10 protein-coding genes and 1 riboswitch are annotated in these 13,019 nt (G+C 70.5%); of the genes, 7 read left to right on the forward strand and 3 right to left on the reverse strand.

Going from position 1 to position 13,019, the window contains the following annotated elements:
* Nucleotides 1-6: 6 nt before the first annotated feature.
* A complete protein-coding gene (locus Pth03_RS04175) occupies nt 7-459 on the forward strand; it encodes a DUF3180 domain-containing protein (protein WP_203942764.1) in 453 nt (150 codons plus the stop codon).
* Here the strand turns inward: Pth03_RS04175 and Pth03_RS04180 are convergent, their stop codons facing one another.
* Together Pth03_RS04180 and Pth03_RS04185 are read right to left on the reverse strand one after the other, a co-directional pair.
* Entirely contained in the window at nt 460-1,644 is a 1,185-nt protein-coding gene (locus tag Pth03_RS04180) for an NADH-quinone oxidoreductase subunit D (protein ID WP_203942765.1), read from the reverse strand. It lies immediately after the preceding gene.
* Nucleotides 1,645-1,702: 58 nt separating this feature from the next.
* Complete coding sequence (locus Pth03_RS04185) at nt 1,703-2,971, reverse strand: aminotransferase class V-fold PLP-dependent enzyme (RefSeq protein ID WP_239118764.1); 1,269 nt, start codon at nt 2,969-2,971, stop codon at nt 1,703-1,705.
* 60 nt (nt 2,972-3,031) lie between these two features.
* Nucleotides 3,032-3,147: riboswitch (SAM riboswitch) on the reverse strand.
* 96 nt (nt 3,148-3,243) lie between these two features.
* Between Pth03_RS04185 and Pth03_RS04190 the strand changes: the two genes are divergently transcribed.
* Entirely contained in the window at nt 3,244-4,443 is a 1,200-nt protein-coding gene (locus tag Pth03_RS04190; protein ID WP_203942767.1) for a cytochrome P450, read from the forward strand.
* Here Pth03_RS04190 and Pth03_RS04195 read toward each other — a convergent pair.
* Nucleotides 4,433-5,434: an SAM-dependent methyltransferase gene (locus Pth03_RS04195; RefSeq protein WP_203942768.1), complete on the reverse strand. Its 1,002-nt coding sequence runs from the start codon at nt 5,432-5,434 to the stop codon at nt 4,433-4,435. The genes Pth03_RS04190 and Pth03_RS04195 overlap by 11 nt on opposite strands.
* Before the next feature lie 182 nt (nt 5,435-5,616).
* On the opposite strand from Pth03_RS04195, the gene Pth03_RS04200 reads away from it, so the two are divergent.
* The 5 genes from Pth03_RS04200 (at nt 5,617) to lysS (ending at nt 13,008) form a co-directional block, all read left to right on the forward strand.
* On the forward strand, nt 5,617-6,507 hold the full coding sequence (locus tag Pth03_RS04200; protein WP_203942769.1) for a Rossmann-like and DUF2520 domain-containing protein: 891 nt from the start codon (nt 5,617-5,619) through the stop codon (nt 6,505-6,507).
* Nucleotides 6,498-7,349 carry a pantoate--beta-alanine ligase gene (gene panC, locus Pth03_RS04205; protein ID WP_203942770.1) on the forward strand — a complete coding sequence of 284 codons (852 nt, stop codon included), beginning with the start codon at nt 6,498-6,500 and terminating at the stop codon, nt 7,347-7,349. The genes Pth03_RS04200 and panC overlap by 10 nt, the downstream gene beginning before the upstream one ends.
* 612 nt (nt 7,350-7,961) lie before the next feature.
* Complete coding sequence (locus Pth03_RS04210; protein WP_203942771.1) at nt 7,962-10,466, forward strand: L-aspartate oxidase; 2,505 nt, start codon at nt 7,962-7,964, stop codon at nt 10,464-10,466.
* Nucleotides 10,467-10,473: 7 nt separating this feature from the next.
* A complete protein-coding gene (locus Pth03_RS04215) occupies nt 10,474-11,256 on the forward strand; it encodes a type III pantothenate kinase (protein WP_203942772.1) in 783 nt (260 codons plus the stop codon).
* Between the two features lie 75 nt (nt 11,257-11,331).
* A complete protein-coding gene (gene lysS, locus Pth03_RS04220; protein ID WP_239118744.1) occupies nt 11,332-13,008 on the forward strand; it encodes a lysine--tRNA ligase in 1,677 nt (558 codons plus the stop codon).
* Nucleotides 13,009-13,019 lie beyond the last annotated feature (11 nt).

A 13,019-nucleotide genomic window follows, 5' to 3' on the forward strand; every position in this document is an offset into this window, starting at 1 on the left:
GCCCCTGTGAAGCCCAGCAACCCTGGTGTGCTCGTGGGCCTGGTGATCGTGTTCGCCCTGGCCACATGGGGAATCCTGCAGGAGTTCTACTCCGCGATCCCGACCATCCCGTGGACCGCGATTCCGACTTTCCTGCTTCTCGCGCTCGGCGAGGCGTACACGGGCTGGCTGACCCGGGCCAGAATCCTGCGCAGGCCGGACACCAAGCCCGTCGAGCCGCTGGCGGTGGCCCGCCTGGCCGCGCTGGCGAAGGCGACGGCGCACGCCGGCGCCGTCTTCGGCGGGATCTTCGCGGGCTTCGTGTTCCACGTGCTGAACCTGCTCGACCTGCCCGAGCCCCGCCAGGACGCGATCGTGGCGGGCGGCTCCTTCGTCGCGTGCGTGGCGCTGATCTGCGCCGCGCTGTTCCTCGAGCACTGCTGCCGCGTCCCCGGCGAGCCGAAGGACGACGAGAAGTAGCTATTTGTCGATGTCGCCGACGACGAAGAACATCGAGCCGAGGATCGCCACCATGTCGGACACCAGGTTGCCCGGCAGCAGTTCGCGCAGCACCTGCACGTTGTTGAACGACGCACTGCGGAGCTTGAGACGCCAGGGGGTCTTCTCGCCCCGGGAGACCAGGTAGTAGCCGTTGAGGCCGAGAGGGCTCTCGGTCCAGGCGTAGGTGTGGCCCTCGGGCGCTTTGAGGATCTTGGGCAGCCGTTGGTTGATCGGCCCCGGGGGCAGCCCGTGCAGACGCTCCACGCAGGCGTCGGCGAGGTCGAGCGAGACCTTGACCTGCTCCAGCAGCACCTGGAACCGCGCGTTGCAGTCGCCGGCGGTGCGGGTCACCACCCGGACGGGCAGCTCGCCGTAGGCCAGGTAGGGCTCGTCGCGCCGCAGGTCGAGGTCGACCCCCGAGGCCCGCGCGATCGGGCCGCTCACGCCGTACTGCATGATCGTCTCGCGGTCGAGCACGCCGACGCCCTTGGTGCGCGCCAGGAAGATCTCGTTGCCCGAGATTAACTGCTCGATGTCGGGCAGGCGTCGCCGTACCTCGGCGACGGCGGCGGACGCGCGGTCGAGCCAGCCGAGCGGGAGGTCCTCCTTCAGGCCGCCCACACGGTTGAACATGTAGTGCATGCGCCCGCCGGAGATCTCCTCCATGACGTGCTGCAGCGTCTCCCGCTCACGGAAGGCGTAGAACACCGGGGTGATCGCCCCGAGCTCCAGGGGATAGGAGCCGAGGAACATCAGGTGGTTGAGCACGCGGTTGAGCTCGGAGAGCAGCGTGCGCGCCCACACGGCCCGCTGGGGCACCTCCATCCCCAGCATGCGCTCGACGGCGATCACGACCCCCAGCTCGTTGGCGAACGCCGACAGCCAGTCGTGCCGGTTGGCCAGCACGATGATCTGCCGGTAGTCGCGCACCTCGAAGAGCTTCTCGGCGCCCCGGTGCATGTAGCCGATGATCGGCTCGGCCGCCATGATCCGCTCGCCGTCCATGGTGAGCCGCAGCCGCAGCACACCGTGGGTCGACGGGTGCTGCGGGCCGATGTTGAGGACCATGTCCTCGGTGGCCAGCTCTTTCGCCTGGACGGCTCCCGCCCCCGCGCCGACGCCGACGACGCGTTCCCTGAGCGGGTGTGCAGGATCTTCCGTCATAGGGCCCATGCTCCCACGCCGGTACGGCCCGGCGAAGAGCCGTGTGGCGGGGGAGTGATCAGAGAGCCCTCAGCGCCTCGATGAGGCGGTCCACGTGCTCCTCGGTCGAGCCGAGGCCGATCGAGGCGCGCACCGCGCTCGCCGTGTCGTCGTCGCACCCGCCGTCGGCCGTGCCGAGCAGGTGACGCACGAACGGGTGGGCGCAGAACTTGCCGTCCCTGACCCCGATGCCGTGCTGCGACGACAGGATTTCGGCGACCTCGCGCGCGGAGCGGCCCTCCACGACGAACGAGACGATGCCGACCCGCGGGTGCTCGTGGTCCCACAACGAGAGCTCCGTGACCCCCTCGATCGTCGCGAGCCCGGCGCGCAGCCGGGCCACGAGCCGCTCCTCCTCGCGTACGAGCGCCGTCCATCCGGTGGCGCTCAGGGCGTCGCAGGCCGCGGCGAGCGCGATCGCGCCCAGCACGTTGGGGGTGCCCGCCTCGTGCCTGGCCTCCGTGTCGTCGCTCCACTCGGTCTGGTCGTCGCCGACGGCCTTGACCGCGCCGCCCCCGCGAAGGTACGGCAAAGCCGCGGCGAGCCAGTCGGCCCGGCCGATCAGGGCGCCCGCACCGAAGGGCGCGTAGAGCTTGTGTCCGGAGAAGGCGACGTAGTCGAGGTCGAGGGCGCTCAGGTTGAGCCGCCGGTGGGGGACCAGTTGCGCGGCGTCCACGGCGATCCGCGCACCGTGCCGGTGGGCGATGTGCGCGAGCCCTGCGATCGGCCACAACTCGCCGGTGACGTTCGAGGCCGCCGTCACCACGAGCAGCGCGGGGCCGTCCAGCTCAGACAGGGCCTCGTCGGCCGCCCTGATCGCCTCGCCGGGGAAGGCGGGCGCGGCCAGCCTTACGACCCGGGACCAGGGCAGCAGCGAGGCGTGGTGCTCGGTCTCGAAGACCACGACGGTGGTGCCCTCGGGCAGGGTCCGGGCGAGCAGGTTCATCGCGTCGGTGGTGTTGCGGGTGAAGATCAGCGCGTCGTCGGGGCGGGCTCCCGCGAACGCCTTGACCGTGTGCCTGGCCTGCTCGTACCGCGCGGTGGTGAGCTGGGACGCGTAGCCCGCGCCCCGGTGGACGCTGGAGTAGGCGGGGAGCGCGGCGGCGACCGCGGCGTTCACCGCCTCCAGACAGGGCGCGCTCGCGGCATAGTCGAGGTTCGCGTACGGCACCAGCCTGTCGCCCTTGACCGGCACTTCGAGGTCGGTTCCGAGCACGGCGGGAATCCGCACGTCAGGAGTGATCTGGGGAATCTCGGCGGGAACGGCGGAACGGTTCAGGACAGAGATGGGGGACAACGCCAGGCCTCCTCGGGACAGGGGACCCCGGCCACTGGCGTCGTACGGCGGAGCCCGCGCTTGCCCGGCACACTTCGTGCCGGACCTGGTCTTCACCCGGGGCACCCCGCCGCGGACGCGAGGGTTGCCGGCCAGCGAGCCGGGGCTTGGCGCTGGCACTCATGACCTAACGGGGACTATAACCGAGCAAGCCCCTCAAAATGCAAATCCGCAGGTCGGGCGACTCTCGCCCCCGAGGCGGCGGGCCGCCGTATGGTTGCTTTGTGAAGTTTGATCCTTGGAATCCGGAGTTCGTCGCCTACCCGTACGACGCCTACCGTGACCTGCGGGAAAAGGAGCCGGTGCGCTTCTTCGAGCCGACCGGGCAGTGGCTCGTCTCCCGTCACGCCGACGTGAACGCGCTGCTGCGCGACCGCCGGCTCGGCCGGTCCTACCTCCATGTCGCCTCGCACGAGGCGTTCGGCCGGGAGCCCGAGCCGGCGTTCCAGGAACCGTTCTGGCGGATCACCCGCGCCGGCATGCTCGACGTGGAACCGCCGGTCCACACCCGGCTGCGCCGCCTGGTGTCCAAGGCGTTCACGCCCCGCATGGTCGACGCCCTGCGCCCCCGCGTGCGCCGGATCGCGGCCGACCTGGTCGACGCGTTCGTCGAGCGCGGTGGCGGCGACCTCATCGCGGAGGTGGCCGAGCCCCTGCCGGTGACCGTGATCGCCGAGATGCTGGGGGTGCCGGAGTCCGACCGCCATCTGCTGCGCCCGTGGTCGGCCGACATCTGCAAGATGTACGAGCTCAATCCCCCGCTGGAGTCGCAGCAGGCCGCCGTGCGGGCGTCGCTGGAGTTCGGCGACTACCTGCGTGAGCTGGCGAGGGCGCGCAGGAGCGACCCCGGCGACGACCTGATCTCCGCGCTCGCCCAGGTCGTGGACGAGGGAGACCGCCTCACGGAGGACGAGCTGATCGGCACGTGCGTGCTGCTGCTCAACGCCGGCCACGAGGCCACGGTCAACGTCACCGGCAACGGCTGGTGGTCGTTGTTCCGCAACCCGGCCGAGCTCGAGCGGCTGCGGGCCGACCCGGGCCTGCTGCCGACAGCGGTGGAAGAGCTCATGCGCTATGACACGCCGTTGCAGATGTTCGAGCGGTGGGTGCTGGAGGACATCGAGGTCGGCGGCGTGGCGATCCCCCGGGGCGTCGAGGTCGCGCTGCTGTTCGGGTCGGCCAACCACGATCCGGAGGTGTTCGCCGACCCGGATCGGCTCGACGTGGGGCGGCCGGAGAACCCGCACATCTCGTTCGGCGCCGGCATCCACTACTGCCTGGGCGCGCCCCTTGCCAGGGTCGAGCTGATCGAGTCCTTCGGCGCCCTCCTGAAGGCCGCGCCGGGGCTCGAACTGGCCGAGGAGCCCGTCTGGAAGCCGGGCTACGTCATCCGCGGCCTGGAGGCGCTGAAGGTCACCGTCTAGGCCGGGGCTCGGGACGGCCGGCTGAGACCGACTGGCTCAGCCAGCCGAACCCGCCCAGGCCGGACGGGTCGATCAGCTCCGCCTCCTCCGAGGCCCTGCTCAGCGCCCTGAGATACCCCCGCGGGTCGTCGTGGGCGAGGGCCAGCGCCGGCCGTACGCCGCGCATGCCCAAGGCGCGCAGGGCCTCCCGCTGGGTCGTGAGCCGTGTGGTGACCGTACCGGTGCCCCCGGCGGCTCTTTCGCCGGCGTCCGCCACGGCGTCCAGGGCGACGTGCGCGGTGATGTCACAGGAGCCGTCGGGTACGGCAGGCACGATCGACCCCGCCCGATAACCGGTCAGCGTCCCCTGGGGCGGCCGGTTGTCCACATGGTGTGAATAGTCCACGGCGATCGCCGTGCCGCGCGTGAGCCGTACCATCACCGAGGCCCAGGCCTCGTCGCGCGGCCTGCCGATCTCCGCGCGGTGGCCGGCCCTGCCGGAGGCGCCTGCCGAGCACATGGGCCACCAGCGCTCCAGCCAGGCGAGATCGGCGGGATCGGGGACGGGCCCGAGCCGCTCGTCACCCGTGGCGGGGTCGACCAGCACGAGCCGCGGGCCCGAGGGAGTCTGCTCGGCGACGTCGAGAGGCACGTTGTCGAGCCATTCGTTGGCGACGACCAGGCCCGCGATCTCGGCGGGGGGCGTGGACGTCCAGGCGATCCTGTCGTCAAGGCCGGGCGGCCGGGAGGACAGGTCGACGGCGGTCACCCGCAGCCGGGCCGCGAGGTCGGGCGGCACGGCGCCGAGGACGCCAATCGCCAGCAGTCCGTCGCCGCTGCCGATGTCCACGAGGTCCATGACGGGCGGGTGGCCGAGCGCGTCGTCGACCTGGCAGGCCACCAAGGCCAGGGCGTGTGCGAACGCGGGGGAGGCATGCACCGAAGTCCGGAAATGTCGGTTGGGTCGTTCGCGCTGATAGAAGCCGCCGTCGCCGTACAAGGCATTCTGCATGGCGTCGCGCCACGTGACCCACACAGCGCTCCACGTTATCGAGCCTCGGGCTATGACGAAAAGTAGGCACTTTCGTACTCGCGGCCCAACATAGGCGTCTGGCAAAAGGGACAAAATCTGACCGTTGGGTCCAGGCCATGCTGGCGTGCCGGTCGCCGCTACCCTGGGCGAGGGGAGGCGTCATGGAGACTAGTGACCGCCCGGGGCGGCTCGCCGTAGGGGTGCTCGGCGCGGGCCGAGTCGGCTCCGTCCTCGGAGCCGCGCTCGCGATCGCCGGCCACCGGGTCGTGGCCGCCAGCGGCGTATCCGACGCCTCGCACAGGCGAGCGGCCGAGCGGCTGGGCGTCGAGCTGACCAGGCCGGACGACGTCATCGCCAGATCCGACCTCGTGTTGCTGACCGTGCCCGACGACGTGCTTCCCGGGCTCGTCGCCGGTCTCGCGGCCACCGGGGCCGACCTGCGCGGCAAGCTCCTCGTCCATGCGAGCGGCGCGTACGGCCTTGCCGTACTGCAGCCGGCGTCCGACCTGGGCGCGCTGCCGCTGGCGCTGCACCCGGTGATGACGTTCACCGGCAGGGACGACGACCTGGTGAAACTCAACGGGTGCTCCTTCGGCGTGACAGCGCCCGCCATGCTCCGGCCGGTGGCCGAGGCCCTGGTGATCGAGATGGGCGGCGAACCGGTGTGGATCGCCGACCAGGACCGGGCGCTCTACCACGCCGCCATCGCCGGGGCCGCGAACCACATGGTCACGCTGATCGCCGAGTCGCAGGAACTGCTTGCGCGAATCGGCGTCGAACACCCGGGCCGCCTGCTGGGCCCGCTGCTCGGAGCGGCCCTCGACAACGTGTTGCGCCTGGGCATCGCCGGGCTGACCGGACCGGTCGTGCGCGGAGACGCGGGCACCGTGCGCAAGCATGTGGACGCGCTGATCCTCGCCGCCCCCGAGGCGGCGGACGCGTACGTGGCCCTCGCCCGGCTCACCGCCGACCGGGCGCTGGCCGCCGGACTGCTGAAACCCGAGGCGGCGGAGCGCCTGCTGGACGCGCTGGGAGGAAACATATGGACGTGATCGTCGCCGGCGATCGTGCGGGGCTCGTCAAGGCCAAGGACGCGCTCGGGCCGGGCAGGCTCGCTCTGGTGCCCACCATGGGGGCGCTTCACGAGGGCCATCGGTCGTTGATGCGGCTCGCCCGGGAGCATGCGGATCATGTCGCGGTCAGCATCTTCGTCAATCCATTACAGTTCGGCCCAAACGAGGATTTTTCGCGATATCCGCGGACTTTTGACGTCGATCTGGATGTGTGTGCGGACGAGGGGGTCGGCCTCGTCTTCGCACCCTCGGCCGAGGAGATGTATCCCCCGGGCAGCCAGGTCGCGGTGTCGTCGGGCGAGATGGGCAAGAACGTCGAAGGCGCCTTTCGGCCCGGGCATTTCGACGGCGTGCTGACCGTGGTCTTGAAGCTTTTCAACCTGGTCCAGCCCGACGTGGCGGTCTTCGGGCAGAAGGACGCCCAGCAGCTCGCGCTTATCCGCCGCATGGTGGCCGACCTGAACGTGCCGGTGTCGATCGTGGGCGCCCCTACCTTGCGGGAGGCGGACGGGCTGGCGCTGTCGAGCCGCAACAGGTACCTGTCGCCGGCCGACCGGATGACGGCTCTGTCCATCTCCAAGGCCCTCAGGGCGGGAGCCGCGCAGACGACGCCGTCCAAGATCCTGGCGGCGGCGAAAGCCGTACTGGATGCGGGGGCCAATCTGGATCCGCCGCTGGCCGTGGACTATGTGGAGCTGGTCGATCCCCGGACGTTCACTGCCGTGGACGACACGCATCGAGGGGAGGGCCTCCTCGTCGTCGCCGCCAAGGTGGGCACCACCCGCCTGATCGACAACACCCCCATCCCCCCAACCCCTTGATGGTCCCCCCGCCCTTTGGTGGTGACCCCGCTTTGGTGGTGACCCCGCTTTGGTGGTGACCCCGCCCTCTGGTGGTGACCCCGCCCTCTGGTGGTGGCCCCGCCCTTTGGTGGTGATCATGTAGAAGTTCGCGCGGAAGCTGCCTGACGTGCCCCTTCTCTTGGCGTGATCATGCAGAACTTCGGGAGTTTGCCGTCTGACCTGCGCGAACATCGGGCGTGATCATGCAGAACTTCGGCCACGGTCCTTGCGACCTGCGTCGACGCCATTCGTGATCATGCAGAACCTCGGAGTCGTACGGCCTGGCCTCGACATTCTCCCTGTGTGATCATGCAGTGCGGCTCATGCGGCATTGCGTCCACTTTGCATGATCACGATGCGCGTCGGCCCAGGTCGGCGGCCAGGCGCCCGAACTTCTGCATGATCACGCATGACATCCATGCAGGTCGGGCCGCGAATCCCCGAACTTCTGCATGATCACCACCTGGGTTTGCGCAGGTCGGGCAGCAAAGTCTCGAACTTCTGCATGATCACCGCGCGGGTGGGCGGGGGTGGGAGAGCGGCTAAACGATGGGGGCGTTATCGTCATATTGACGAAAGGGGAACCCCCTCATGGCAGCGTTACCGAGGAAGCTGACGGCTCCGGCTCCCGGCTGGAGCGTGGACGCCGATGTCATCGTGGTCGGATCCGGCATCGCCGGGCTGACCGTGGCGCTCACCTACACCGAACTGGTCCCTCACGGCAGGGTTCTCGTCGTCACCAAAGACGTGCTGTCCGCCGGTTCGACCCGATGGGCGCAGGGCGGGATCGCCGCGGTCCTCGACCCCGAGGACACCCCGGACGAGCACCTCAACGACACGCTGATCGCGGGGGTCGGCCTCTGCGACGAGGAGGCGGTGCGCATCCTCGTCACCGAGGGCCCCGACGCGCTGAAGCGCCTCATCGCCCACGGCGCCCGTTTCGACCGGGACACCGACGGGGAGCTCCAGCTCACCCGTGAGGGCGGTCACCGCCGCAACCGCATCGTCCACGCCGGCGGCGACGCCACGGGGGCGGAGGTGCAGCGGGCCCTCACGGAGGCCGTCCTCGCCGAGCCGCGCATCGAGATCATCGAACATGCCCTCGTGCTCGACCTCATCCAGGACGGCACGGGCCGGACGCGCGGGGTGACTCTGCACGTCATGGGCGAGGGGGCCCGTGACGGCGTGGGCGCCGCGTACGCCGGCGCGGTCGTCCTGGCCAGCGGCGGCATGGGCCAGGTGTACTCGGCCACGACCAATCCCGGCGTCTCCACCGGCGACGGCGTCGCGCTCGCCCTGAGGGCGGGGGCGGTCGTGCGGGACATCGAGTTCGTGCAGTTCCACCCCACCGTGCTCTGGCTCGGCCAGGACTCGACGGGCCAGCAGCCGCTGATCTCCGAGGCGGTCCGCGGCGAGGGGGCGATCCTCATCGACGCGGACGGCGAGCCCTTCATGCGCGACGTGCACGAACTGGCCGACCTGGCGCCGCGTGACGTCGTGGCCAAGGCCATCACCCGCAAGATGCACGAGACGGGCGCCGACCACGTCCACCTGGACGCCCGCGGCTTCGGCGAGGAGAAGTGGAGGGAGAGGTTCCCCACGATCCTCGCGGTCTGCAGGGAGCACGGCATCGACCCCGTCACGCAGCCCATCCCGGTGGCGCCCGCCGCCCATTACGCCAGCGGCGGCGTGCGGACCGACCTGTACGGCAGGACCACCGTGCCCGGCCTGTACGCCTGCGGGGAGGTGGCCTGCACGGGCGTCCACGGCGCGAACAGGCTCGCCTCCAACTCCCTGCTGGAGGGCCTCGTCTTCGCCGAGCGCATCGCGTCCGACCTGGTGGCCCGCGACGGCGGCACGGACAAGACAGCCATCGAGCCAGACCCGAGGCCCGACGGCCTGGTCGATCCGCGCACCCGGCTGCGGGTGCAGAGCCACATGAGCCGCGGAGCCGGGGTGCTGCGCAGCGACGAGAGCCTGACCGAGGTCGCCCGAGCACTGGAGAACGCCCGCTGGACCCCGGTCGCGGTGGAGCCGTGCACCGAGTCGTGGGAGGCGACGAACCTGCTCACGGTGGCCTCAGCCCTCGTGGCCGCGGCCGCCGAGCGGCAGGAGACGCGTGGCGCGCACTGGCGTGAGGACCATCCCGAACGCGACGACGACCGCTGGCGGCTGCACATCGACATCTCTCTCGGAGCGGAAGGACTCGTCATGCGACACCAGGCCCACGACATCGAGGCCGAACTGACCGGCCTCGGCATCGACCCCGCCCGGTTGGCGGAGCTCGTCTCCGCAGCGCTCGACGAGGACCTCGCCGGAGGGCAGGACGTCACATCCGTCGCCACCATCCCCGACGATCAGACGGCGACGGCCGACCTGGTCGCGCGCAAGGAGGGCGTGGTCGCCGGGCTCGCGGTCGCCGAGGCCGTCTTCCGCCGCGCGCCCGAGGCGCTCGTCGTGGAGCGGCACGTCAAGGATGGCGACCGGGTCGGGCCCGGGGACGTCCTCATGACCGTCCGCGGCCGTACCCGTGATCTGCTCACGCTGGAGCGGACCGCGCTGAACCTCCTCACCCACCTGTCGGGCGTGGCCACCGCGACCCGCCGGTGGGTGGACGCGGTCGCCGGCACCGGGGCCCGCGTCCGGGACACCCGGAAGACCCTTCCGGGCCTGCGGGCTCTGGAGAAGTACGCCGTGCACTGCGGCGGCGGGGTCAACCACCGGATGGGTCTCCACGACGCCGCGCTGATCAAGGACAACCACGTCGTGGCGGCGGGTGGGGTGACCGAGGCGTTCCGCGCCGTACGGCAGGCCTTCCCCGGCATCCCGATCGAGGTCGAGGTGGACCGGATCGATCAGATCGAGCCGGTCCTGGCAGAAGGGGCCGAGGAGATCCTCCTCGACAACTTCACCGTCGAGCAGCTCGCCGAGGCCGTACGGCTGGTCGGCGGGCGGGCCCGCCTGGAGTCGAGCGGCGGCCTGACCCTGGACGACGCGCGGGCCGTGGCGGCCACCGGAGTCGACTATCTGGCGGTCGGAGCGCTCACTCACTCGGTGTCCGCGCTGGACATCGGCCTGGATCTTCGTGGTGCATAATCGGGGCATGCTGCTCACCATCGACGTCAGCAACACCCATACGGTGCTTGGCCTGTTCGAAGGTGAAGAGGTCCTGGAGCACTGGCGGATCGCCACCGATCCCCGCCGCACCGCGGACGAGATAGCCGTCGTGCTGCAGGGGTTGCTCGGTCAGTCGCCGATCCTCAAGGACGCCGACATCAGCGGCATCGCCATCTGCTCCACTGTGCCGTCGGTGCTGAACGAGATGCGGGAGATGTCCCGGCGTTACTACGGCGACGTGACGGCCGTCGTGGTCGAGCCCGGCGTGCGCACCGGGGTGCCGGTCCGCATGGACAACCCCAAGGAGGTCGGCAGCGACCGCATCGTCAACGCGCTCGCGGCCGCGACCCTGTACGGCGGGCCGTGCCTGATCGTCGACTTCGGCACCGCGACCTCGTTCGACGCCGTGTCGGCCCGCGGGGAGTACGTGGGCGCGGTCACGGCCCCCGGCCTGGAGATCTCGGTGGACGCTCTTGCCACGGCCGGGGCGCAGCTCCACAAGGTCGAGCTGGTCCGCCCCCGTTCGGTGATCGCGAAGAACACCGTGGAGGCCCTGCAGTCGGGGATCATCTACGGCTTCGCGGGGCTGGTCGACGGGATCGTCGAGCGGATGACGGCCGAGCTGGCCGACGATCCGGACGACGTGACCGTGGTGGCGACCGGCCCCGGCGCCCCTCTCGTGGTGAGCGAGGCCCGCACCATCGACCTCCACGAGCCCTGGCTCACCCTCATCGGCCTGCGCCTGATCTACGCGAGAAACACCGCCTGAGGGGACAATGCCTGAAGCACTCCCCGGCGTACGGGACCATAGAAGGCAGGACCCCGTTCAGAGAGGACTGCCGTGATGGACGCCGACTGGGTGGCGCGTTTCGCCGATGAGGTCATCGCCGAGGCCGAACGGCGTGCGCCGGGCAAACCCGTCGTCTGCGCCTCCGGGCTGAGCCCCTCGGGCCCTATCCACCTCGGCAACCTGCGTGAGGTCATGACCCCGCATCTGGTCGCCGACGAGATCAGGCGCCGCGGTGTCGAGTGCGTCCACATCCTGTCGTGGGACGACTTCGACCGCTTCCGCAAGGTTCCCGCAGGGATCGATCCGTCGTGGAACGAGCACATCGGCAAGCCGCTGACCTCGGTGCCGGCCCCGCCCGGCAGCCCGTATCCCAACTGGGCCGAGCACTTCAAGGCGCCGATGGCGGCGGCCCTCGCCGAGATGGGCGTGGAGTTCCGCGGCATCAGCCAGACCGAGATGTACACCTCGGGGGCGTACCGGGACCAGGTGCTGCTCGCCATGCGCGAGCGGCGCACGATCGACGCCATCCTCGGCCAGTACCGCACCAAGGCGAAGGTCAAGGCCAAGGACGCCGACGAGGCGGCGGCGCTCGAAGGCTCCGGGGCGGCGGCCGAGGACGACGGCTCAGGATTGGGCGGGTACTACCCGTACAAGCCCTACTGCTCGGTCTGCAACCGCGACCTGACGACCGTGACGTCCTACGACGACGAGACCACGGAGCTGTCGTACACCTGTGCCTGCGGCCACGGCGAGACGGTGATCCTCGCCGAGCACACGTGGGGCAAGCTGGTGTGGAAGGTCGACTGGCCGATGCGCTGGGCCTATGAGGGCGTGGTGTTCGAGCCGTCAGGGGTGGACCACAGCTCGCCCGGGTCGTCCTTCATCGTCGGTGGCCAGATCATCCGGGAGGTGTTCGGCGCCGATCAGCCGATCGGCCCGATGTACGCCTTCGTCGGCATCAGCGGCATGGCCAAGATGAGCAGCTCGAAGGGCGGCGTGCCCACCCCGGCGGACGCCCTGTCGATCATGGAGCCTTCGCTGCTGCGCTGGCTGTACGCGCGGCGGCGTCCCAACCAGTCGTTCAAGATCTCCTTCGACCAGGAGATCCAGCGCATGTATGACGAATGGGACACCCTGACCAGGAAGGTCGCGGACGGCAGCGCCCTCCCGGCCGACCAGGCCGCCCACCGCCGGGCGTCGGGCACCGCGTCGGTGACACTGCCCGTGACGCCGCGGCCGTTGCCGTACCGCACGCTGGCCTCGGTGGCGGACATCACCACGGGGGACGAGAAGCAGACGCTGCGGATCCTGCGCGAGTTCGACCCCGAGATCTCCGACCTCGACGAGCTGCGGCCCCGGCTCGACCGCGCTCAGCACTGGGTGAGCACCTATGTGCCCGCGGAGGAGCGCACACAGGTGCGCGAGGAGCCCGACACCGCGCTGCTGGGCACCCTCAGCGAGACCGAGCTCGCCTCGCTGAAGCTGCTGTCCGACGGCCTCGACGACCACTGGTCGCTCGACGGCTTGACGACCCTGGTGTACGGCGTGCCGAAGGTGCAGGCCGGGCTGGATCTGGCCGCGAAGGCGGCGACTCCGGAGCTGAAGGCCGCCCAGCGCACCTTCTTCGCCCTCCTCTACCGGCTGCTGGTGGGCCGCGAAACCGGCCCGCGGCTGCCCACGCTGCTGCTCGCCGTCGGGCGCGACCAGGTGCGCAAGCTGCTGGGCACCTGACCCCGCCCGGG

Origin of the sequence: Planotetraspora thailandica (genome assembly GCF_016863335.1) — a bacterium.
Classification (GTDB): domain Bacteria; phylum Actinomycetota; class Actinomycetes; order Streptosporangiales; family Streptosporangiaceae; genus Planotetraspora; species Planotetraspora thailandica.